This window comes from Mesorhizobium sp. NZP2234 (assembly GCF_013170765.1).
Lineage (GTDB): Bacteria > Pseudomonadota > Alphaproteobacteria > Rhizobiales > Rhizobiaceae > Mesorhizobium > Mesorhizobium loti_D.
On sequence record NZ_CP033364.1, the window covers coordinates 2,306,871 to 2,328,560 of the forward strand.

A 21,690-nucleotide genomic window follows, 5' to 3' on the forward strand; every position below is an offset into this window, starting at 1 on the left:
GTTCAACTGCCATTGAACTTTCATGCCGCTAAAACAGTCGGCCCCCAACGGCGCGGAAATGCTGAATTCGAAAGGGGATTGGACCGGTTGCAGGCAAACAGATCGATGCGGTCGCGCGCGCCGGCGCGCGCTCAGGGCTTCGGATCGGCCTTCAGATAGGCAATGACATTGGCGATGTCGTCGTCATTGGCCAGGCCGCCAAAAGCCATTTTGTTGCCGGGAACCTTGAGCTTGGGAGCCTTGAGATATTCGGCAAGATTGGCCTCGTCCCAGACGAGACCAGCAGCGCCCGCACCCTTCATCGCTTCGGAATAATGGCCAAGGAAGCTCTCGGCTGTACCGGCGGTGCGGCCGACCACACCCATGAGGTGCGGGCCGACCTTGTCGCGGTCGCTGGCCGCTTCGTGACAGGCTATGCACCGGTTGAAGACGTGCTTGCCCTGCACGGGGTCGCCGGCATGGGCGGCAATGGAGGTGGCAAGCAGAAGAAGGCTGGCTTTGGAAACGGCTCGAAGCATGGCTGACCCCGAAGAGCTTGGCTGACGGCCTTATAGGACCGAGGCCTTAACAAACGCTGCATCGTGGCGGGTTGGCAAGGCGGACCTTCGGCCGATCTCCCGCGACCGGAGGATGACTCAGGCCTGCGCCAGATCGCGGCGCAGGAAGTCGTGCAGCCGATCGACCGCCGGTGTCGTTGACAGCGGGTTGCGCAGGATGCCTATTTCGAGATCCGGCAGCACTGGAAGACCTTCATTGCCGCCGATGATGCGCAGCGACGGCGGCACGCTGCGCTGCGCCAAACCGGCGACCGCCAGGCCGGCCTGCACGACCGCGACCAGGCCCAGCAGCGAGGCGCTGGAATAGGTGCAACGGTAGGCGCGATCGGCATCGCCAAGCGCCTGCAGGACACTCATCCTGGCGGCGCAGCCCGGCTCGAACAAAGCGACGGGCAAGGGATCGGTCTGCCAGGCGACGTGGTTGGGCGAGGCGACCCAGACGAAGCGTTCCAGCCGGATCACGTCAAGCGGCTGCTCCGGCAGCCGGGTGACGATCGCCAGATCGAGCCGCCCCTCCGCCAGGGTCTTCACCAGTGCGGTCGACTGTTCGCAGATCAGTTCCACCGTCACCAGCGGGTGATCCTCGGCGAAGCGTGACAGGACGGGCGGCAGCAGGAATGCGGCATAGTCGTCGGGCACGCCAAGGCGCACGCTGCCTGTCTCCTTTGGCCGGGTGACGCTCGCCCATGCCTCGTCCGACAATTTCAGCAGCCGGCGCGCATAGATCACGAAATCTTCGCCGATCGCGTTCGGCGTGACGGTTCGGGGACCGCGAACCAGAAGCTGGTTGCCGACCATCTCCTCCAGCCGCTGCATCTGCATGCTGACGGCTGACTGGCTGCGGCCAACACGCGGCGCGGCACTGGACAGGCTGCCGCTCTCGACGACGGCGACGAAGGTTTTCAAGAGGTTGAGGTCAAGTGGAGCGGCCATAGTGCTATCAGCATATCGAATAGCTTGCTCCAAATCTATTCGCTTGTTTGAAAGCTGTATTGCTGGCCAGATAGGGCGTGCGCTTGAGGAAACGTCGATGAAGGACCTGCCAACTTCCCGTTTTCCAGCTGCGAGCCTCGCCTTTGCGATGACGATCGCCGGCACGGTCGGCGCCTTCGTCACGGAATCGGGATTGCACCCCGTCGCCGTCGTCTTCTGGCGATGCGTGTTCGGCGCCGCGTTCCTCGGCACTTGGTGCCTTCTGCGTGGCTATCTGCCGGACCGCACCCTGTCCTTGTCCCGCCTCGCGCTGGCAGCGCTTGCCGGGGCCTGCATGGTGCTGAGCTGGACGGCCTTCTTCGCCGGCTTCGCCATGACGTCGATCGCCACGACGACGATCGTCTATCACGTCCAGCCCTTCTTCGTGGTTATCATCGGGGTGGTCTTCCTGAAGGAGCGTATCTCGCTCGACCAGATGCTGTGGATGCTCGGCGCGTTCCTTGGCGTCGTGCTGGCCAGCGGGCTGGTGGTTTCCCATGCGCAAGCCAGCACGGGATGGGCGCTGGGCATCGCATTGACGCTGGTCGCCGCGCTGCTCTATGCGGTGGCGACGATCCTCGCCAAGGGTCTGGGCCAGCAGCGCGCCGAGGTCACCGTGCTTTGCCAGACAATCGTCGGAATTGTCGTGCTCGCCCCCTTCGCCGGGATCGGCCAGCATGTTCCCGCGCATTCATGGGGCTGGCTGGTCAGCATTGGCGTGCTGCACACCGGTATTGCCTATGTGCTGATGAACTCGGCCTTTCCGCGCCTGACGACGCCGGTGATAGGCATCATCACCTTCATCTATCCGGTCGTTGCCATCATCATCGACTGGGCGATCTACGGGCATCCCCTTGGGCCGGCACAGGCCGCCGGCATGGTACTGATCGCAGTGGCGACGCTTGGTGTCCGGTTGGGCTGGCGGCTCCCACGACGGCGTGTCTCGGCGGCCTGACGCGGATCGCAGGAAGCATGTTCAGGGTTCCATGAAGCCGATGAAATCGTCGGGCGTGGCGCGGCCCATTTCTTCCTCCCAGTGACGACGGCAGAGCGAGACATAGACGTCCTTGCCGATCGCCACCTGGTCGCCCTGGCGGGCAACCTTGCCGTCGGCGCCGAGGCGCACGACCATCGTTGCCTTGCGGCCGCAACGACAGATGGTGCGCACCTCGCGCAGGTCGTCGGCTATCGCCAGCAGCGCACGCGAGCCGGAAAACAGCTTGCCCTGGAAATCGGTGCGCAGGCCGTAGCACATCACAGGGATGTTCAGCCGGTCGGCAATGCGGGCCAATTGCCAGACCTGCTCCTCCTCAAGGAATTGCGCCTCGTCGACGAAGACGCAATGCACCGTCGTGTGGTCGTGATGCTCGGCGACGCGGGCGAACAGGTCGTCGCCATCGCGAAACATCTCGGCTTCCGTCTCCAGTCCGATGCGCGACGAGATCAGGCCACTGTCGCCCTTGCGGTAATGACCGGCGACGAACAACATCGTGGTCATGCCGCGCTCGCGATAATTGTACGACGCCTGCAGCAACATCGTTGTCTTGCCGGCATTCATCGTTGCGTAGTTGAAGTAGAGCTTGGCCATGCCGCTCTTTTAAGCCGAGTTGCCGCCGTGCGGGGAGGGGCCGCCGCCGCATTCCCCTGAAAAAGCCGGCTCGCCTCCGAAAAGGATGCCGAGCCTCTAAAAAAAATACTTGGCACCATATTGGCACCATAAAAGCGTCAGCCGTGTCGCTGATTGGCCAGTCCGCGCCGTTGATCGTGATTGCCTTGACGCTTGAATCCTAAACAGAATGGTGTTTGGCTGACGAAACAAGGCGGGCAGAGAAACCGTGACCACGCTTCGCCAAAGAATCACAATGGGAGACTGTCTATGTCGCGTATGAATTCCTTCGCCGCCGGCCTCGGCCTTGCGGCTCTGTTGTCCACGAGCGCTGCCTTTGCCGGCGATCCGGCGAGCTGCAAGGCGGTGCGTCTCTCCGATGTCGGCTGGACCGACATCCAGGCGACCACTGGCGTCGCATCGGTGCTGCTTACCGCGCTCGGCTATGCGCCACAAACGATCCAGCTGTCGGTGCCGGTGACCATGGCGTCGCTGAAGAACAAGGACCTCGATGTGTTCCTCGGCAACTGGATGCCGTCGATGACCAACGACATCAAGGACTACACCGCCGACGGTTCGGTCGAAACGATCAGCACCAACCTGACCGGTGCCGGCTACGGCATCGTCGTGCCGACCTATGTCGCCGATGCCGGCGTAAAGTCGCTGACCGACATCGGCAAGTTCAAGGACAAGTTCAACGGCAAGATCTACGGCATCGAGGCCGGCAATGACGGCAACCGCATCATCCTCGACATGATCAAGAACCCGAAGGACAATCTCGAAGGTTTCGAGCTGGTCGAGTCCTCGGAGGCCGGCATGCTGACGCAAGCCGAGCAGTCGATGAAGAACAATGAGTGGATCGCGTTCCTCGGCTGGACGCCGCATCCGGTGATGGGCGCCATGAAGATCACCTACCTCGACGGCATGGGCGACAGCGGCTTCGGCGCGGCGACCGTCTACACCGTTGCGCGCAAGGGCTACACCACCGAATGCCCGAATGCCGGCAAGTTCATCGCCAACCTGAAGTTCAATCTGGACATGGAAGGCCAGATGATGGACGCGATCCTGAAAGGCGGCGACGCCAACACGGTGGCGGCCGACTGGCTGAAGAAGAATCCGGATGCCATCAAGCCATGGATCGCGGGCGTTACCACGTTCGACGGTGGCGATGCCGCCGCAGCGATCAAGACCGCGCTCGGAAGCTGAGCCGACTGCATTCGGCAAGTCCGAAACAGGAAGGGCAGCCATCTTAGAAAAGGCTGCCCTTTTCCATATCCTGTGACAAGATGACGTTGCGCGAGCCGAGAGCAGGGCGGCTCATGACGAAGAGGGGTAAGATGGATCCGATTTCGCAATTCATGGTCGATCACAAAATCCCGATCGGTGCCTGGGGAAAGGCGTTCTTCGGCTTCCTCACCGACAATTTCGACACCATCTTCAGAGCCTTCTCGAACGGTTTGAATTTCTTGCTCGACGGGCTGGTCGAGCTCCTGCTGATGGTGCCGCCGGTGCTGCTGGCGCTGGTCATCGCCGTCATCGCCTGGCTGCTGCAGCGCTCGCGGCCGCTTGCCATCGGCGTCTTCCTCGGCCTGATCTTCATCATCAACCAGAACCTCTGGAAGCAGACGGTGCAGACACTGGTGCTGGTCGTCGCCGCCGCCGCCATGGCCATGGCCATCGGCGTGCCGCTCGGCATCTGGGCGGCGCACAAGCCAAAGGTCTACCGCGTCATGCTGCCGGTGCTCGATCTGATGCAGACGCTGCCGACCTTCGTCTACCTGATCCCGGTGCTGACCCTGTTCGGTCTCGGCAACGCGCCTGGTCTCATCGTCACCATCATCTTCGTCATCCCGACCGCGGTCCGGCTCACGCATCTCGGCGTCGTCTCGGTACCGAAGTCGATCATCGAGGCCGGCGAGGCGTTCGGCGCGACCAAAAGCCAGCTTCTGTGGAAGGTGGAACTGCCTTCGGCGCTGCCGACGATCATGGCGGGATTGACGCAGTCGATCATGCTGTCGCTGTCGATGGTGGTGTTCGCGGCCCTGATCGGCGCCGGCGGCCTGGGTACCGAAATCAACCGCGCGCTCGGTTCGCGCCGCATCGACCTCGGGCTTGAAGCAGGGCTGGCGATCGTCGTGCTCGCCATCGTGCTCGACCGAATGACCCGCATTGGCGTTGGAGGCAAGAAATGACCGTCGCCGTCGATTTCAAGAACGTCGATATCGTCTTCGGCGCCGACCAGGCCGGTTCGCTGGCGATGATCGACAAGGGCGCCACGCGCGCTGAAATCCTCGAAAAGACCGGCAATGTGCTAGGCTGCGCCGACGCCAGCTTGACGGTGCATGAGGGCGAAATCTCGGTGCTGATGGGCCTGTCGGGCTCCGGCAAGTCGACGCTGCTCAGAGCCGTCAACCGGCTCAACGTGGTGTCGCGCGGCCAGGTTCTGGTCAAGGACGGCGACAAGATTGTCGACGTGGTCACTTGCGACGAGCCGACCTTGCGGCGCTTGCGCCAGAAGCAGGTGGCGATGGTCTTCCAGCAGTTCGGCCTGCTGCCATGGCGCACGGTCGAGGAGAATGTCGGGCTTGGCCTCGAACTTGCCGGCGTGCCAGAAGCCGAACGCAAGGAACGCGTGCACAAGCAGCTCAAGCTGGTCAATCTCGACCAGTGGTCGAAGAAATACGCGCATGAACTGTCGGGCGGCATGCAGCAGCGCGTCGGTCTCGCCCGCGCCTTCGCCACCGAGGCGCCGATCCTGTTGATGGACGAGCCGTTCTCGGCGCTCGACCCGCTGATCCGCACCAAGCTGCAGGACGAATTGCTGCAGCTCCAGGCGGAGCTGAAGAAGACCATCATCTTCGTCAGCCATGACCTCGAGGAGGCGCTCAAGATCGGCAGCCACATCACCATCATGGAGGGCGGGCGCATCGTCCAGACCGGCGCGCCGGAGGACATCGTGCTGCGGCCCGCCAATGACTATGTCCGCGACTTCATCGCCAATGTGAACCCGCTCTCGGTGCTCACCGCCTGGAACGTGATGCGCGACCGCCGCGACCTCGAAGAGGGCAAGGACGGCTGGGTGTGGCTCGACCGGCGCAAGACGACACGCTTCAAGATCGACGAGCACGGGCTGGTGGCGGCGGCCGAGCGCGACGGCAAGCCGGCGGTGTGGGTATCTTGCGCCGATGTCGAGGCCCAGTCGGAGGAAGCGGCGCAAGTCTTCTGGGCCACTCCCGGCACGTCGCTGAAAACCGTGATGCTGGCCATGCACCGCTCGCAGACGGCGCCCGTGGCGCTGTTCGACGACCAGTCGCGCTTCGTCGGCGCCATCGGCATCCGCGACGTGCTGAGCGCGGTGTTGCGTCGGTAGGCGCCTCGCAATCTACCCGTCTGACGCAATTCCCGCGTCAGGCCGCCAGCGGCAGGCGCAGCTCCGTCAGCAATCCGCCATCCGGATGATTGGACAGGCGGATCTCGCCGCCGGCGGCGCGCGCGATGTTGCGGGCAATGGTGAGGCCCAGCCCAAGGCCGCCGGTCTGGCGGTTGCGGGACTGTTCGAGGCGCACGAAGGAGCCGAACACGGCATCGATCTGGGCCTGCGGTATACCAGGTCCTTCATCGCGGATGGTGAGCGTGATCGTGCCGTCCGAGCGGTGCAGGCTGAGATGCGCCTTCTTGCCGTAGGTGACGGCATTCTGCACCAGATTGGTGACGCAGCGTCTGAGCGCGACCGGCCGCGCGATGCAGATCAGGCCGCGCGAACGGGTGTCGTCATTGTCGAATGAGACCTCCGGATAAGGGTCGGCGATCGATTCCACGAGCGACCAGAAGTCGATGCGCTCGGTCTTTTCCTCGTTCACCTCGAAGGTGGCGAAGTCGATCACCGAACTGGCGATGCTCTCCACATCGGCAAGATCATGCGCCAGCGCCTCGCGAACCGCCGATTTGCGCAACAATTCCAGCCGCAGCCGCATGCGCGTCATCGGCGTGCGCAGGTCGTGCGCCAGCGCGGCGGCAAGATGCTCGCGGTCCTCGACATATTCGCGCAGCCTGGCCTGCATGGCGTTGATTGCCCTCGCCGCGGCCTTAACCTCGCGGCTGCCGCTCTCGGCGATCGGCGGGCTCTTCAGGTCCTTGCCGATCCTGTTCACGGCGGTTTCCATCATCCGGTAGGGCGCCGTCAGCCGGCGCAGCGACCAGATCGACATGATCACCACCAGCCCGGCGATCAGCGCATAGAGCGGCAGGCTGTCGAAGCTCAGGATCGGGCCAATCGGCGTGATCGGCTCGGTGAAATTCAGCCACTGGCCGTCGGCGAAGCGCAAGGAGGCCGTCAGCTTGTCGCTCTGGGCGAAATCGGCTGCGAGCACCAGAAGGTCGCGCTCCACCTGGCCGATATCGGGGCCGGATGCGGTGCCGCTGGCGTCGTCGGCCTCGCGCGTCGCCGGATCGCGCCGCACGCGCGCGTCGGTGACGCCGAACTTCGACAGCCGGCCAACGAGGATGTCCTCGAGTTCGGCCAGTTCGTCGTCGCCGGCGATCGAGGAGGTGACGGCGGGCGTGTCCGAGACGGTAAGGGCGTAGGTCGAGTTGAACAGGCCTGCCGCGGTCGCCTTGCGCTCCTCGGGCGTGGCGCCGCTCATCAGCTGCACCAGCGAGAAGGCGCGGTCGTTGAGGCGATAGAGGTCGACCACGTCGTTGGAGGCGGCGCGGTCGCGCGACACGATATAGAGGGTCGCGACCTGGCTGATCAAAAGGCCGGCAATGACAATCAGCAGCACCCAGGCAGGCAAGGTCTGCGGCAGGAGACGTCTCATTCGGAGGTCGTCTCGGGCAGGAACTGGTAGCCGCCGCTGCGCACCGTGAGGATCAGCTTGGGCGTTTTGGGGTCATCTTCCATCTTGCGCCGCAACCTGCTGACGAGGATGTCGATGCTGCGATCGAAGGAATAGTCGCTGTCGCCACCGGACAGCTCGATGAGCTGGTCGCGGGTCAGCACGCGCTGGGCGCTCTTGACGAAGGTTTGCAGCAGGTTGAATTCGGCCATGGTCAGCTCGACCCTGACATCGTCGGGCGCGGTCAGCCGTCGCCGCGCACAGTCCATCGTCCAGCCGGCGAAACGATAGATCTGCTTGGTCGCGGCGCGTTTCGGCTCGGCGGCACCATTGCGCCGCAGCACGGCGCGGATCCGGGCCAGGAGTTCGCGCGGATCGAAGGGCTTGGGGACATAGTCGTCGGCGCCCATCTCCAGGCCGACCACGCGGTCGGTTGTCTCGGTGACGGCGGTCAGCATGATGATCGGCGTCGTGTACTGGGCGCGCAGGTCGCGGCACAATTCCAGCCCGCTCTTGCCGGGCAGCATCACGTCGAGGACGATGAGGTCCACCTGCGAGCGGCGCAGGATGGTCTCCATCTCGGTGCCGTCGGCGGCAACCGAAGTGTGCAGGCCTCGCTTCTGGAAGAACTCCTGAAGCAGGTCGCGGATGCCCTTGTCGTCGTCGACGATCAGTATGTGTGCGTCGGATTTCACGAGGTACCCTGTCCCGGTTGCCGGCCAAGCCATTCCTGGCAGGTGAGCCACACGATAGAATTCGGGCCATATGTTGGCCAGTGCCTTGGATTTCAAGGGAGAACGAATTCCGCCTTCTCCACATGGAAAGCGGCGGGGTCCTGGCAGACACAATCCAGAAACAAAATTCTACAATCGGGAAAAACTCCTGAAAAGGTAAGGCGGCATAACGGTGCCGTGGCGGTCAGATTACCGGCTGCGACGCAAAGTCTCCGGGTTCACGGAAAAACCGATGCCAAGCTTGTCGATCAGTTTGTTGGGTGCGTTGCTGGGCCTTGGCCTGGTCACTGCCGCTGTTGGACAATCGGATGCAAAGGCGCCGCTCACCCGGAGCGAACGGTGCGCCAATCTCAGCCACCAATTTGATGAAGCCCTCGAAACCCACGCCACGGCAACGCAGGTCACCGCGGCAAAGGCACTTCAGAGAAAGGGCAACCGGTACTGCGCCGCCAAGAAACAGGCACAGGGAATTCGGATGCTCGCCAATGCTTTGAAGCTGCTTGGAGTGGCACCGAACGACCCGGTCCAGTGACACTCAAAATCGACCCGCATAAAAAGGAAATGAAGCCATGAAAAAGTCCATCCTGTCCGCCACCGGTCTCGCCGTTGCCCTGGCTTTCGCGATGCCCGCTCTCGGCAACGCCGCTGCCACCACGACCGCTGCTCCGGCTGCCTCGACCACGACGACCACCACCGCTCCGGCTGCTGACGCCACCGCCAAGCCCCCGGTGAAGAAGGTCGTCAAGAAGGTCAAGCACAAGAAGGCTCCCGCCAAGAAGACCGTGAAGAAGGCCAAGGCCAAGGATGCTCCGAAGGCCTGATCCAGGTCCGACGATTTTCATCAAGGCCGCTCCAGCCGCACCGGCTGGGGCGGCCTTCTGCCAGGTACCCGATCGAGCGGCTGAGCACCGGCGCCCACAGCCTGTAATCTCGATCTGACTTAACCCGTTTTCAACGCCGGCCGTGTAGGACAATCCGCATGAAGAAGCGGCTTTCGTCCATTTTGCGTTCGATGGTGATCGGCGGCCTGGTTGCCACCGGTGTCGCCAGGGCGCTGATTCTGCTCACCGCGAGCCCCGTGCCCGATCCTGCCAGTGGCCGCACCGAACCCTCGCTGTTCGCGCCGATAATTTCCAGCAACTGGGACTACATCACGCCTGTCCAGGCGTGGCTGCTGATCGTGCTTCTTGCCGTGACGCTGGTCTGCGTTGCCGGATGGCCGATCGCGGCCTGGATGGAACGCCGGGCGGACGCCGGAGCAAACCGCCGCGTCTTCGGCCGCCAGGGCCGTTGAACCGCGACCGACAATCTCCCACATGATTGTGAATGACCGGGCCCGCCCGCCGGCGGTCCGCACGCCAATCAAAATGGACGATCGCCGCCGCCCGTGGCAAAATACGCGGTGAAGCCCGATCGCGAAACTGTCGGTTCCGATGCCTGAAACCACCACGAAACCCCACACCAAGGTCAAGCCGCAGACCGAGCGGCCGAAGCTCTACAAGGTCATCCTCATCAATGATGATTTCACGCCGCGCGAATTCGTGGTGACGGTGCTGAAGGGTGAATTCAAGCTGAGCGAGGACCAGGCGCACCGGATCATGATCACCGCGCACCGGCGCGGCGCCTGTGTGGTCGCGGTCTTCACAAGGGATGTCGCCGAGACCAAGGCGACGCGGGCCACCGATGCCGGCAAGGCCAAGGGCTATCCCTTGCTGTTCACGACGGAACCGGAAGAGTGAGGAGGGGTTCTTCCCTTCTCCCCTTGTGGGAGAAGGTGGCCTCGCGAAGCGAGGTCGGATGAGGGGTGTTCCAGGGAACACCGGCGCCTCACTCCGCTGGAACACCCCTCAACCGTCTCGGCGCTGCGCGCCGATCCACCTTCTCCCACAAGGGGAGAAGGAAAACGGCGCCGCGCTACCTTCCCTCGCGGTACCACATCGAACCCATCGCCAGGAGCAGCAGGCCGAGGCCGAGGAAGCCGCCGAACAGGGGCACGCGCGAGACGGCCTTCAGGACGCTGTCATCGGTGGTGCGCAGGCCGATCCAGTCGCTGCCGGAGGCATCGCCGGCCGAGCGCACCGGCACGATGGAGGGCAGGGTCACGTCGCCGCCAGTGGCCGTGGACGAGGCCAGCCGGCGCACGCTGCCGCCGGTGGCTTCGGCCGGCGCTTTCAGCCGATCCTCGGTTGAGATGACGTCGGCGAATTCCGGGGCGTTGACCGGCCCGACATGGGCAAGCGCGGTGAGATCGCCATTGGCAACCTGGAACAGGCCGATCTCATTGGTTTGCACGCTGCCAAGGAAGACGCCGGGCTCGGTTTTGTCGAGCTTGACGGTCACGGTCTTGCCGGAGGGCGTGATGATCTGTGCGGGGCCGGGATCGTCGGCCATGGTCTGGCGGCGGATATCAAGCACCATGCCGCGTCCCTCGGCGGTCAACCGCTCTTCCTCGAGTTCGGGTTCCTTCATCAGCCAGTGGGCGATGCGCCGGTAGAGCTGGACATGCGGGCCGCCGCCCTCGAAGCCGCGCGCCCACAGCCAGCCCTGGTCGGACAGAAGCATGCCGACGCGGCCTTCGCCCTTGCGGTCGAGCAGGAGCAGGGGCCGGTTGTCGGCGCCCTTCATCACCACTTCGCCTTGCGGGTTCTGCACGCCGATGGTGCGGAACCAGCGGCTCCAATGCGGCGGCTCGGTGGCCGAACCGTCGAGGCCGCGTGTCACCGGATGACGCTGGCCAAGGTCGGTCAGGCGCGGATAGAACGCCTTTTCGACCACCTCGCCGGTCGGCATTGCGGGCAGGGCCGACATCAGCGGGGTGCGCGCGATCGAAGCCTCGCCGGCATATTCGGGGCCGGCGGCGATCAGCAGGGCGCCGCCCTTTTCGACATATTCGGAGATGTAGTCGTAATAGAGGATCGGCAGCACGTCGCGGTGCTGGTAGCGGTCGAAGATGATGAGGTCGAAATCCTTGATCTTCTCGACGAACAGCTCGCGGGTCGGGAAGGCGATCAGCGACAATTCGTTGATCGGCGTGCCGTCCTGCTTCTCCGGCGGCCGCAGAATGGTGAAGTGGACGAGATCGACAGAGGCGTCGGATTTCAACAGATTGCGCCAGGTGCGCTCGCCGGCATGCGGCTCGCCGGAAACCAGCAGCACGCGCAAATTCTCGCGGATGCCGTCGACCAGCGCGATGGCGCGGTTGTTGGTGTCGGTGAGTTCGCCCGGCTCGCGGTCGATGGCGAGTTCGATGATGTTGCGGCCGGCGCCCGGAATGGTCACCTGCAGCGGCATGGCCTGGCCGACGGTGGCATGCTCGACCGAGACCTGCTCGCCATTGACCGAAACACGCACATCGACCGGGCCGGCCTCGTTTTCCGTCGAGATGACGCGGTAGGTCATGTCTAGCGGCTTGCCGACAAGGCCGAAGCGCGGCGCGTTCTCGAAGCGGATGCGGCGGTCCTTTTCGTGGTCGTTGCCGGTGATGAGCGCATGCAGCGGGGCGTTGAAGTCGGGCGCGCCCGAAGGCGTGTCATGCACCTCGCCATCGGTGATCATGATGGCGCCGCCGATGCGCGAGGGCGGCACGTCGCGGAAGGCGCCTTCCAGCGCGCCGAACAGCCGCGTTGCGGTGCGCTCCTCGGCGGCATCGGACTTGCCGGCCTCGACGACGCGGACGTCGAACTGCTTGAAGCGGCCAAGACGCTGCTGCAGCCCGGCCAGCGCTTCATCGGTCTGCCTGGTGCGGTCGCCGATGTCCTGGCTCTGGCTGCGGTCGACGATCAGCGCGACGACGCTCTTCAGCGGCTCGCGCTCCTCATTGAGGAACACCGGGTTGAACAGCGCGGCAGCGAGCGCCAGCAGGGCGACGAAGCGCAGGACACCACCGCGCTGGCGAAACCACAGGCCGACGAGCGCAAGCAGCGCCAGCGGCACCAGCACCACAGCGAGCAGCGGCCAGGAGATCAGCGGTTCGAGGGAGATTGACCAGTTCATCCGCTACTGCCCCAATCGTTCGAGCAGTATGGGCACGTGCACCTGGTCGGATTTGTAGTTGCCGGTCAGCATGTACATCATGATGTTGACGCCGGCGCGCAGCGCATAGATGCGCTGCATCGGGTCGGCCGGCACGGTCGGCAGCAGCGGATCGCCATTCTCGTCGACCGCCCATGCGCCGGCGAAATCATTGGCGGTGATCATGATCGGCGAGACGCCGTCGCCGGTGCGTACCGGCCGGTTGTCGGCGTTGCTTGCATCGAGCGATGCCTCGACCCAGAGTGGGCTGCCGGCGAAACGGCCGGGAAATTCGGGCAGGATGAAGAAGGACTTGGTCAGCACGTGGTCCGACGGCACCGGCTCCAGCGGTGGCACGTTGAGGTTGCCGAGGATGTCGCGCAGCCGCTCGGTCGCCGGGCTGGTGGAATCGGCGCCGATGCCGTTGGCGAACTGGTCGCGCGTGTCGAACAATACGGTGCCACCCTGCTGCATATAGGCATCGATGCGGGCGATCGCGGCCTGGCTCGGCATGGGTGCCGCCGGATCGATCGGCCAGTAGATCAGCGGATAGAAGGATAGCTCGTCCTTCGAAATATCGACGCCGGCCGGCGCGCCCGGTTCGAGCGCTGTCTTCTCGATCAGGAAGCGCGTCAGGCCCTCGAGCCCGGCGCGGCTGATCGAATCGACGCCCGGCACGCCAGTCAGCACATAGGCGATGCGGGTCTTGGAGATCGCCGCGATCGCCGCCTCGTCGCCCGGCTTGGCATCGTCGGCGCGGGCGTAATCGGCATTGGCGAACAGTGCGCCCAGGGCAATCAGGACTGCCGCGGCCGTGGCCACGGCACCGGCACGGCGCGGCCGGCGTGAAAACAGGCCGCCCATCCAGAATACCGCCAGCGTGTCGAGCAGCATCAGCACCAGCGCCGCGGCGACCAGCGCGCCCTTCAGGTTGCGGGATTCGTCGAAAGCATACTGGATCGTGGTGACCGGAACGGCGACCTGCGGGCGCGCCAGCGGCTCGAACTTGATTGAGGCATCGAGCAGATTATGGGCGAAGACGCCGGTCTCGGAACCATAGAGGCCCGGCGGGTTCTCGAAGGTCACCGGCAAAGCGCCGGCGCCCGGCACCAGCGGCCGCGCATCCGGCGTCGGCGGCCCCAGCGAGCCGTCGGCCGCGATCATCCGGTAGGGGGCCAGCGAGGTGGCGGCGGCCTCGGCATTGGCGACCGCCGCGCCCTGGTTGCGCGACAGCTGGACGATGCGGCGCAGCATCTCGACAAAGCTGCCCGAGATCGGCAGGTTCGACCATGTCGCCTCGGGCGTGACGTGGAACAGCACCAGCGTGCCCTTGCCTTTCTTCAGCCCGGTGACCAGCGGGGTGCCATCGGCCAGCGCCGCCCAGGTGCGCTCGACGATATCGGGTGTCGGCTCGGCCAGCACCTGCCTGCTCACGGTGACCTCGGTGGGCGGCGCCAGATCGGCGAACGGGCCGGCCTTGGGGAATTCGGTGACCGGCTGCGGCGACGTCCATGACAGGGCGCCGCCGAGCGAACGCTCGCCGATGCGCAGGCGGACCGGCAGCAAATCGTCATCATTGCCGGCGGCGGCCAGCCGCGAGCCGGCGAAACGCACCAGCGTGCCGCCATTGTCGACCCAGTCGACCAGCCTTTGCCGGACCTGTGCGGGAATGGTGCCGATGTCGGCCATGATGATCATCGCCGGCTTCTGGTCGAGGATCTGTGGGATGGCGTCGGCGAGATCGGCGCTGGAGGGTTCGACCAAGTCGGCGAAGGGCTGCAGCGCGCGCCTGATGTAGTAGAGCGGCGACAGAAGCGGCTGCGCCTGGTCTGCCTCGGCCTGTGACAGCAGCCCGACACGGCGGCGCTTGGAGCTTTCGTCGAGCACACGCACCGCGCCCGCCTGGCGCTCGCCGTCGAGCGCGATCGAGGCGAAATCATTGCGCAGCTCGAACGGCACCGCCATGGTGCCGGTGGCGGTGGCTTCGCCGGGCGCGAAGGTCAGCGTCGCATCGGCGATGCGGCGGCCCTTGTCGTCGAAGGCGCCGGCGATGACCTGCGCGGGCGCCGGGTCGCCCGGCGCGCGGATGGCGGTGAGGGCAAAGCCGTCGACCTGGTTGTCGGCGGCGGTCAGGCCGGTCAGGGAAAGCCGGTCGGCGGTTGCCCAGACGATGCGGGCGGCATTTTTCGACAAAAGCGTGTTGAAGGCGGCCTCGTCGCCCTTGGCCGCCAGTCCGTCGGCCAGCACGGCGACGCTGGCGCCGGGCAGGCCCTCCAGAACGCCGGCGACGCGGGCATAGACGGCGGGTCGATCGGTCGGGATTGGCCGCGGCTTGGCGGCGCGCAGCCGGTCGAGCGCGGCGGCGGCATCGAAGGGACCGATCTCCGCATTGGCCTTTTCGGCGGTGAAGGCGATGATGACCGGCACACCGTTCGAGCCGGCGTCGGCGATCAGCCGTTCGGCGGTGGCGACGCGCTTGTTCCAGTCGGCCGCACTTGCCCAGTCATTGTCGATGACCAGCGCAAGGGCAGCCCCCTCGGCCGGCAGCTTTTCGCGCGGGTTGAAGACCGGTTCGGCCAATGCCGCGACGATGAGCGCCGCCATCAGCAGCCTGAGCAGCGTCAGCCACCATGGGCTCTGCTGCGGCGTCTCCTCGCGCTTCAGCACCCGCGCCAGGATTTTCAGCGGCGGGAAGATCTCGCTCTGCGGCTTGGGCGGCGTCAGCCTGAGCAGCCACCATATCACCGGCAATGCCAGCAGGCCCCACAGCACCATGGGAGCGCCAAAGGAGAGCGGCAGCCAACTCATGCGACAGCCACCTTTCCGGCGCGAGCGGAGGTTGGCCCGGAATAACCCCCATCGGCGGTCATCGCCATGTGCAGGCGCACCAGTGCGTCGGACGCCAGCCGATCGGTGTGGTTGACGGTGAAACTCCAGCCGAGCCGTTTGCACCAGCCGGCCAATTCCGCGCGGCGGGCGGTGTAGAGCAGGCGATACTCGTCGCCGAGCATTTCGGCACGACCGGCGGTCAGTTTTTCGCCCGTCTCGGGATCGGTGAACTCGGTACGGCCGGCATAGGGGAAGGTTTCCTCGGCCGGGTCGGCGACCTCGATCAGATGCGCGCGCACGCCGTGGCGGGCGAGCACGTCGAGCCATTCCATCGTCTCTTCGACCGGATCGAGGAAATCGCTGGCGATGACGATGTCGCAGAACCGCCTGATGTCCGACAGATCAGGCTTGGCCGGCAGGTCGCCGGCATGCATCAGCTGGGCGGCGATGCGCTCTGCGCCGTTGCGGGCCGTGAACGGATCGGTCAGTCCCGGCCAGGCGATACGCTCGCCGCTGCGCGACAACAACTCGGCCATGGCCAGCGCCAGCACCAGTGCGCGCGATTGCTTGGAAACGCTGGCGCCGGTTGACTTGTAGAGCATGGATGGCGAGGGATCTGCCCACAGCCACACCGTATGGGCGGCCTCCCATTCGCGGTCGCGCACATAGGTGTGGTCGTCGCGCGCCGAGCGGCGCCAGTCGATGCGCGAAGAGTCGCCTTCGACATAGGGCCGGAACTGCCAGAAATTCTCGCCGATGCCGCGCTTGCGGCGGCCATGCCAGCCGGCGATCACGGTGTTGACGATGCGGCGCGCCTCGACCAGCAGGTCGGGCACAAGCGAAGCCCGCAACCGGCCACGGGCGAGCGCGTCGCGCGTCGCTGCCGGAGCCTGGACCTCGCCGATACGCGTCATCAAATCCCTTTCACAAGTTTCGCCACCACATCGCGCACGCTGGTGCCCTCGGCGCGGGCGGCGAAGGTCAGTGCCATACGATGCTGCAGCACCGGCTCGGCCAGGGCCCGCACATCGTCGATCGAAGGTGCCAGCCGCCCATCGTAGAGCGCTCGGGCGCGCGTGCACAACATCAGTGCCTGGCTGGCGCGTGGGCCGGGGCCCCAGGCGACATGCTTGTCGGTCTCGGCATTGCCCTGGCCCGGACGCGCCGAGCGCACCAGGGTCAGGATCGCCTCGACGACGCTTTCGGGCACCGGCATGCGGCGGATCAGCGTCTGGATCTCCTTCAGCCGTGCCGGCTGCAGCACGTTCTGGGCCTTCGCATCCTCGATGCCGGTGGTTTCCAGGAGGATGCGGCGTTCGGCCTCGATTTCGGGATAGAGGATGTCGACCTGCATCAGGAAGCGGTCGAGCTGGGCTTCGGGCAGCGGATAGGTGCCTTCCTGCTCCAGCGGATTCTGCGTCGCCAGCACGTGGAAGGGCGCCGGCAGATCGTAGCGGGCGCCGGCGATGGTAACGTGATACTCCTGCATGGCCTGAAGCAGCGCCGACTGCGTGCGCGGCGAAGCGCGGTTGATCTCATCGGCCATCAGCAACTGGGCGAAGATCGGCCCGGAGATGAAGCGGAAGGAGCGCTTGCCGGTCTCGTCCTGCTCCATCACCTCGGAGCCGAGAATGTCCGATGGCATCAGGTCGGGCGTGAACTGGATGCGGCGCGAATCGAGGCCGAGCACGACGCCCAGCGTCTCGACCAGCTTGGTCTTGGCAAGGCCCGGCACGCCGACCAGCAGCGCATGGCCGCCGGCCAGCAGCGCCACCAAAGTGCGCTCGACGACATTCTCTTGGCCGAAGATCACCCGGCCGACCCCGTCGCGGATCCTGGAAATGTCAGCCAGCGCCTTCTCGGCCTCAGCGATCATGTCCGTTTCGCTGATCGGGCTTTCCTTGACCATCACGCTCATGTCGTATCGATCCCTTTGGTTGGAAATACCGGCCCGCACCATATCATAGGTTGCCGCGATTCGGCCTCGCGTAGCGCCTATGGTCGAACTTAAATCACAGACTTAGGCTGACAAGCGGAACAACAGTGACTATTTCGTGACGATGACGGAACACGACGAACATCGCCAACAAAGCCTTACGCAGGCGACCGAGGCACGCGGCCTGGAGGCGCTGATCTCGCGCGCGGCGCGGGCCGGCAAGGGCGCGGCCCCCGTCGAGCGCTGGAATCCCGATTTTTGCGGTGATCTCGACATGGAGATCAAGGCCGACGGCACCTGGTTTTACCTGGGAACGCCGATCGGCCGGATGCCGCTGGTGCAGCTTTTCTCCTCGGTGCTGCGCAAGGACGCGGATGGCAGGACCTATCTGGTGACGCCGGTGGAAAAAGTCGGCATCCGCGTCGCCGACGCGCCGTTCATCGCCGTCGAACTGGATGTTTCGGGCAGCGGCGAGGAACAGATCATCACCTTTCGCACCAATGTCGGCGACGTGGTCGAGGCCGGACCGGAGCGGCCGCTGCGCTTCGTCGACGAGAACGAGACCGGCGGCCTGAAGCCCTATGTGCTGGTACGCGGCCGGCTGGAAGCGCTGGTGGCGCGGCCCGTCATGTACGAACTGGTAGGACATGGCGAGGAGATCGAGGTCGGCGGCGAGACCATGTTCGCGGTCCGCTCGAAGGGCGCTGTGTTTCCAATCATGCCGGCTGGCCAACTTAAGCGGCTGAGCGCATGATGGACCAGGTGTCACCGGCGCCGTTTTCATCGGCGGATTTTCGCGCGCGCTTTGCTGCGCAGCCGCAAGCGCATGCCGGCGACGATTATGGCGACCATCGCTTCAATCCAGGCCATCCGCGCCTCAACCAGGGCAAGGCGCTGCGCGACGCGGCGGTGCTGATCCCGGTGGTCGATCATGATGGTGAGGCCACGGTTCTCCTGACCAAACGGGCCGAAAAGCTGCGCAGCCATTCGGGGCAGGTGGCCTTTCCCGGCGGCACCATCGACCCGACCGACGCAAGCCCGGAAGCGGCGGCGCTGCGCGAGACCTTCGAGGAGATCGGGCTTGGCCGGGATCGCATCGAGATCATCGGCCGCATGCCGGACTATGTCGCCGGCAGCGGCTACAGGATCGCGCCGGTGCTCGGCATCGTTCGGCCCGGCTTCCAGCTGACCTTGAACGCCGACGAGGTCGATGCCGCCTTCGAGGTGCCGTTGCACTTCCTGATGGACCCGTTGAACCACAAGCGCGACAGCCGCATGTGGAACGATCTCGAATGGTTCTTCTACGACATGCCCTATGGCGACCGGCGCATCTGGGGCGTCACCGCCGGCATCATCCGTACACTCTATGAAAGGCTTTATGCGTGAGTGTTTCGATCGCGGGCAGGGCCGACTGGCTCACCGAAAAGCATTTGCAGCGCCTGCTTGCCGCCTTGGCCGAAGGCGGCGAAGAGGCGCGTGTCGCCGGTGGCGCGGTGCGCAACACGCTGATGGGCCAATCGGTCGCCGACGTCGACATCGCCACCACCTGTTTGCCCGAGGAAACCATCCGCCGCGCCGGGGCGGAAGGCTTCAAGCCGGTGCCAACCGGCATCGAGCACGGCACGATCACCGTCGTCGCCGGCGGCAAGCCCTATGAAGTCACCACCTTGCGCGCCGATGTCGAGACCGACGGCCGCCGCGCCAAGGTGTCGTTCGGACGCGACTGGAAGCTGGACGCCGAGCGGCGCGACTTCACCATAAACGCGCTCTATGCCGACGCCGACGGCACCGTCGTCGACCTGGTCGGCGGCATCGCCGACATCGAGGCGCGCCAGCTGCGCTTCATCGGCGATCCGGAGGCGCGCATCCGCGAGGATTATCTGCGCATCCTGCGCTTCTTCCGCTTCTTCGCCTGGTATGGCGAGGGCCGGCCGGACGCCGAAGGGCTGAAGGCCTGCGCCCGGCTGAAGGAGGGCTTGGCCCAGCTTTCGGCGGAGCGCGTCTGGTCCGAACTGAAGAAGCTCTTGTCGGCACCTGACCCGTCGCGGGCGCTGCTGTGGATGCGGCAGGCGAGTGTGCTGACCACCGCGCTGCCGGAAAGCGAGAAATGGGGCATCGATGCCATCCATGGGCTGACCAAGGCCGAAAAGGATCTCGGCTGGGCGGCGGATCCGCTGCTGCGGCTGGAGGCGCTTGTGCCGCCGGATGCCGCGCGCATGCAAACGCTTGCCGAGCGGCTCCGGTTTTCGACCGATGAAGCACACCGCCTGCGCTATTGGACACTCACGACCGCCGTCGAGCCGAAGATCACCGAGGGCGAACTGGCCAAACGACTCTATCGCGGCGACCGGAAAGGCTTTGTCGATCGCCTGCGGCTGTCGCTTGCGGCGGCGCGGGTGCGCGCTGTCGAGAACAATGACGCGCTGCTGGAGGCCGGCGGCTTTTCGCGCCTGCTGGCCTTCGCACTCAAATGGGAAAAGCCGGTGTTTCCGCTGAAGGGCGCCGATCTGACGGCGCTCGGCGCGACGCCAGGGCCGAAGCTGGGTGAGATCCTCAAGAACCTCGAGGCGGAATGGATCGACGCCGGATTTGCGCCGGACCGCGGCGCGCTGCTCGAACGCGCCGCGCAAGCCCTGAACGCCAGATAGGGTATTAGAGCACTTCACGGTTTCACGGAAACGGCGAACCGCTCTAACTCCTTGTTTAGACGCAATTCCCAAGGGCAAGCGCTACGCGCTTGTCCCGGGAAAACCGCTCACACTTTTCCTGGAATTGCTCTAGCAGCGATTCCTCAGGGAATGCTTCAAGTCAGGCTGCGTCGCGGACTTTTTCGATGCGCGAGCGGATCGCCTCGATCATCGTTTCGCGGATGACGGTCTCACCATGCGTCTCGCGCATATGCTCGACGGCACGGCGCATCACTTCGGCTTCCTCGTCGGCACGGGTGTGCCAGTCACAGCCGGGAACGAGCGACCCGCAGTGGAATTGCTTCATCGGATTTCTCCTTTTCCTCCATGGAGCCAGTCAAGGCTCCCTTTGGCCCACGGTCGATTACAGATGAGGGCTTCGGACCATGAGCAGGGTAGAAACGATAACACGGAAGGGGCTGTCTGGTTGCATCAAAGCGCCGTGCGCCTTGCGCTTACCTGACATTCACGGCCAGCGTACCTCTGGCGGCAGGCTGGACAGGATCGAGGCGACATTGCCGCCGGTTTTCAGGCCGAAGATGGTTCCGCGGTCGTAAAGCAGGTTGAATTCGACGTAGCGGCCACGGCGGATAAGCTGTTCGTCGCGGTCGCCGTCGGTCCAGTTCTCGTTGAAGTTGGCGCGCACGAGGTGGCCGTAGACGACAAGAAAGGAGCGCCCGACATCCTGGACGAAGTTGAAGTCGGCATTCCAGCCGCCTTTCTCCTCGCCCGAATGCAGCCAGTCGAAGAAGATGCCGCCGGTGCCGCGCGGCTCGTTGCGGTGGGCCAGGAAGAAGTACTCGTCGCACCAGGTCTTGAATTTCGGGTAGTCGGCGACGCCGGCGTTCTTCTCGCAGGCGAACTGCATGGCGCGGTGGAAGGCGACGGTGTCGGGATCGTCCTGGACGCGGCGGCGGTCGAGCACCGGGGTCAGGTCGGCGCCGCCGCCGAACCATTGGCGCGAGGTAACCACCATGCGCGTGTTCATGTGCACGGCCGGCACGTTGGGATTCCAGGGGTGCGCGATCAGCGAAATGCCGGATGCCCAGAAGCGCGGGTCTTCCTCGGCGCCGGGCATCTGCTTCCTGAACTCAGGCGAGAACTCGCCGTAAACGGTCGAGGTGTGCACACCGACCTTCTCGAAGACGCGGCCATGCATCATAGACATGGTGCCGCCGCCGCCCTTACCCTGGTCACGCTCCCAAGGCGTCTTCTCGAAACGGCCAGGGGACCAGGAGGCCAGTGGGCCCTGGAGATCCTGCTCGATCTGCTCGAAGGCGCCGCAAATGCGTTCGCGCAGCGCCTCGAACCACAGGCGGGCCTTCATCTTCTTCTCTTCGATGTCGGCGGGCAGGCCGGCGGGTATTTCGGGTCGTTCCAAGTGCCGTCTCCGATTGCGGGGCGGCGAGTCGACAAAAGACTCGTCTTTTCCGGGCGCGATCCCTAATCTCTTGAGGAACAGGGTCAAGTCCCGCTGCAGGGCCGCGCGTCTATTGGACGCGCAGGGAACGCCGCAGGACTTT

At 65.0% G+C, this 21,690-nt stretch carries 22 protein-coding genes; 11 read left to right on the forward strand and 11 right to left on the reverse strand.

What is annotated here, in order from left to right; all coding sequences use genetic code 11:
* Window positions 1-131: 131 nt before the first annotated feature.
* Window positions 132-518, reverse strand: a complete 387-nt coding sequence (locus EB230_RS11275; RefSeq protein WP_172372312.1) for a cytochrome c family protein — start codon at window positions 516-518, stop codon at window positions 132-134.
* Between the two features lie 117 nt (window positions 519-635).
* On the reverse strand, window positions 636-1,490 hold the full coding sequence (locus EB230_RS11280) for a LysR substrate-binding domain-containing protein (RefSeq protein ID WP_172372314.1): 855 nt from the start codon (window positions 1,488-1,490) through the stop codon (window positions 636-638).
* Window positions 1,491-1,587: 97 nt separating this feature from the next.
* Here EB230_RS11280 and EB230_RS11285 point away from each other — a divergent pair, with 97 nt between their 5' ends.
* Window positions 1,588-2,484 carry a DMT family transporter gene (locus EB230_RS11285; protein WP_172372315.1) on the forward strand — a complete coding sequence of 299 codons (897 nt, stop codon included), beginning with the start codon at window positions 1,588-1,590 and terminating at the stop codon, window positions 2,482-2,484.
* A gap of 21 nt (window positions 2,485-2,505) precedes the next feature.
* Here EB230_RS11285 and EB230_RS11290 read toward each other — a convergent pair whose 3' ends face one another.
* The gene (locus EB230_RS11290; protein ID WP_056578049.1) at window positions 2,506-3,117 is read right to left on the reverse strand and encodes a thymidine kinase; all 612 of its coding nucleotides are present in this window, start codon (window positions 3,115-3,117) and stop codon (window positions 2,506-2,508) included.
* A gap of 288 nt (window positions 3,118-3,405) precedes the next feature.
* On the opposite strand from EB230_RS11290, the gene EB230_RS11295 reads away from it, so the two are divergent.
* From EB230_RS11295 to choV, 3 genes are all read left to right on the forward strand, one after another.
* Window positions 3,406-4,341, forward strand: a complete 936-nt coding sequence (locus EB230_RS11295) for a choline ABC transporter substrate-binding protein (protein WP_056578047.1) — start codon at window positions 3,406-3,408, stop codon at window positions 4,339-4,341.
* A 131-nt stretch (window positions 4,342-4,472) separates the two neighbouring features.
* Entirely contained in the window at window positions 4,473-5,327 is an 855-nt protein-coding gene (choW, locus tag EB230_RS11300) for a choline ABC transporter permease subunit (protein ID WP_056578045.1), read from the forward strand.
* On the forward strand, window positions 5,324-6,505 hold the full coding sequence (gene choV, locus EB230_RS11305) for a choline ABC transporter ATP-binding protein (RefSeq protein WP_056578043.1): 1,182 nt from the start codon (window positions 5,324-5,326) through the stop codon (window positions 6,503-6,505). Before choW ends, choV begins: the two co-directional genes overlap by 4 nt.
* A 37-nt stretch (window positions 6,506-6,542) precedes the next feature.
* On the opposite strand, the gene EB230_RS11310 is transcribed toward choV, so the two are convergent.
* Together EB230_RS11310 and EB230_RS11315 are read right to left on the reverse strand one after the other, a co-directional pair.
* Window positions 6,543-7,952 (reverse strand): ATP-binding protein, encoded by a 1,410-nt coding sequence (locus tag EB230_RS11310; RefSeq protein WP_056578041.1) that lies wholly within the window; start codon window positions 7,950-7,952, stop codon window positions 6,543-6,545.
* The gene (locus EB230_RS11315; RefSeq protein ID WP_056578039.1) at window positions 7,949-8,665 is read right to left on the reverse strand and encodes a response regulator transcription factor; all 717 of its coding nucleotides are present in this window, start codon (window positions 8,663-8,665) and stop codon (window positions 7,949-7,951) included. The genes EB230_RS11310 and EB230_RS11315 overlap by 4 nt, the downstream gene beginning before the upstream one ends.
* 271 nt (window positions 8,666-8,936) lie before the next feature.
* On the opposite strand from EB230_RS11315, the gene EB230_RS11320 reads away from it, so the two are divergent.
* The 4 genes from EB230_RS11320 to clpS all read left to right on the forward strand — a co-directional run bounded on the left by EB230_RS11320 (window position 8,937) and on the right by clpS (window position 10,443).
* Window positions 8,937-9,236 (forward strand): hypothetical protein, encoded by a 300-nt coding sequence (locus tag EB230_RS11320; RefSeq protein ID WP_056578037.1) that lies wholly within the window; start codon window positions 8,937-8,939, stop codon window positions 9,234-9,236.
* Between the two features lie 37 nt (window positions 9,237-9,273).
* Window positions 9,274-9,525, forward strand: a complete 252-nt coding sequence (locus EB230_RS11325) for a hypothetical protein (protein ID WP_056578035.1) — start codon at window positions 9,274-9,276, stop codon at window positions 9,523-9,525.
* Between the two features lie 158 nt (window positions 9,526-9,683).
* Entirely contained in the window at window positions 9,684-9,998 is a 315-nt protein-coding gene (locus tag EB230_RS11330; protein ID WP_056578033.1) for a hypothetical protein, read from the forward strand.
* A 139-nt stretch (window positions 9,999-10,137) separates the two neighbouring features.
* Window positions 10,138-10,443, forward strand: a complete 306-nt coding sequence (clpS, locus tag EB230_RS11335) for an ATP-dependent Clp protease adapter ClpS (protein ID WP_172372316.1) — start codon at window positions 10,138-10,140, stop codon at window positions 10,441-10,443.
* Between the two features lie 175 nt (window positions 10,444-10,618).
* On the opposite strand, the gene EB230_RS11340 is transcribed toward clpS, so the two are convergent.
* Genes EB230_RS11340 through EB230_RS11355 form a run of 4 tightly spaced genes read right to left on the reverse strand, consistent with a single transcriptional unit; the run spans window position 10,619 to window position 17,462 of the window.
* Window positions 10,619-12,697 carry a hypothetical protein gene (locus EB230_RS11340; RefSeq protein ID WP_172372317.1) on the reverse strand — a complete coding sequence of 693 codons (2,079 nt, stop codon included), beginning with the start codon at window positions 12,695-12,697 and terminating at the stop codon, window positions 10,619-10,621.
* Window positions 12,698-12,700: 3 nt separating this feature from the next.
* Window positions 12,701-15,523 carry a DUF4159 domain-containing protein gene (locus EB230_RS11345; protein WP_172372318.1) on the reverse strand — a complete coding sequence of 941 codons (2,823 nt, stop codon included), beginning with the start codon at window positions 15,521-15,523 and terminating at the stop codon, window positions 12,701-12,703.
* Window positions 15,520-16,458 (reverse strand): DUF58 domain-containing protein, encoded by a 939-nt coding sequence (locus EB230_RS11350; RefSeq protein ID WP_056578025.1) that lies wholly within the window; start codon window positions 16,456-16,458, stop codon window positions 15,520-15,522. Before EB230_RS11350 ends, EB230_RS11345 begins: the two co-directional genes overlap by 4 nt.
* Window positions 16,458-17,462: a MoxR family ATPase gene (locus tag EB230_RS11355; RefSeq protein WP_056578023.1), complete on the reverse strand. Its 1,005-nt coding sequence runs from the start codon at window positions 17,460-17,462 to the stop codon at window positions 16,458-16,460. Before EB230_RS11355 ends, EB230_RS11350 begins: the two co-directional genes overlap by 1 nt.
* A gap of 142 nt (window positions 17,463-17,604) precedes the next feature.
* Here EB230_RS11355 and EB230_RS11360 point away from each other — a divergent pair, with 142 nt between their 5' ends.
* From EB230_RS11360 to EB230_RS11370, 3 genes are read left to right on the forward strand one after another with little or no spacing between them, the layout of a single operon-like run.
* Window positions 17,605-18,234 (forward strand): DUF1285 domain-containing protein, encoded by a 630-nt coding sequence (locus tag EB230_RS11360; RefSeq protein WP_056578021.1) that lies wholly within the window; start codon window positions 17,605-17,607, stop codon window positions 18,232-18,234.
* The gene (locus tag EB230_RS11365) at window positions 18,234-18,866 is read left to right on the forward strand and encodes a CoA pyrophosphatase (RefSeq protein WP_056578361.1); all 633 of its coding nucleotides are present in this window, start codon (window positions 18,234-18,236) and stop codon (window positions 18,864-18,866) included. The genes EB230_RS11360 and EB230_RS11365 overlap by 1 nt, the downstream gene beginning before the upstream one ends.
* Window positions 18,863-20,128 (forward strand): CCA tRNA nucleotidyltransferase, encoded by a 1,266-nt coding sequence (locus EB230_RS11370; RefSeq protein WP_056578019.1) that lies wholly within the window; start codon window positions 18,863-18,865, stop codon window positions 20,126-20,128. The genes EB230_RS11365 and EB230_RS11370 overlap by 4 nt, the downstream gene beginning before the upstream one ends.
* A gap of 160 nt (window positions 20,129-20,288) precedes the next feature.
* Here EB230_RS11370 and EB230_RS11375 read toward each other — a convergent pair whose 3' ends face one another.
* Together EB230_RS11375 and hemF are read right to left on the reverse strand one after the other, a co-directional pair.
* Window positions 20,289-20,474, reverse strand: coding sequence for a DUF1059 domain-containing protein (locus EB230_RS11375; RefSeq protein ID WP_056578017.1), 186 nt, complete (start codon window positions 20,472-20,474; stop codon window positions 20,289-20,291).
* Between the two features lie 159 nt (window positions 20,475-20,633).
* Window positions 20,634-21,548 (reverse strand): oxygen-dependent coproporphyrinogen oxidase, encoded by a 915-nt coding sequence (hemF, locus tag EB230_RS11380; RefSeq protein ID WP_056578015.1) that lies wholly within the window; start codon window positions 21,546-21,548, stop codon window positions 20,634-20,636.
* Window positions 21,549-21,690: the final 142 nt, after the last annotated feature.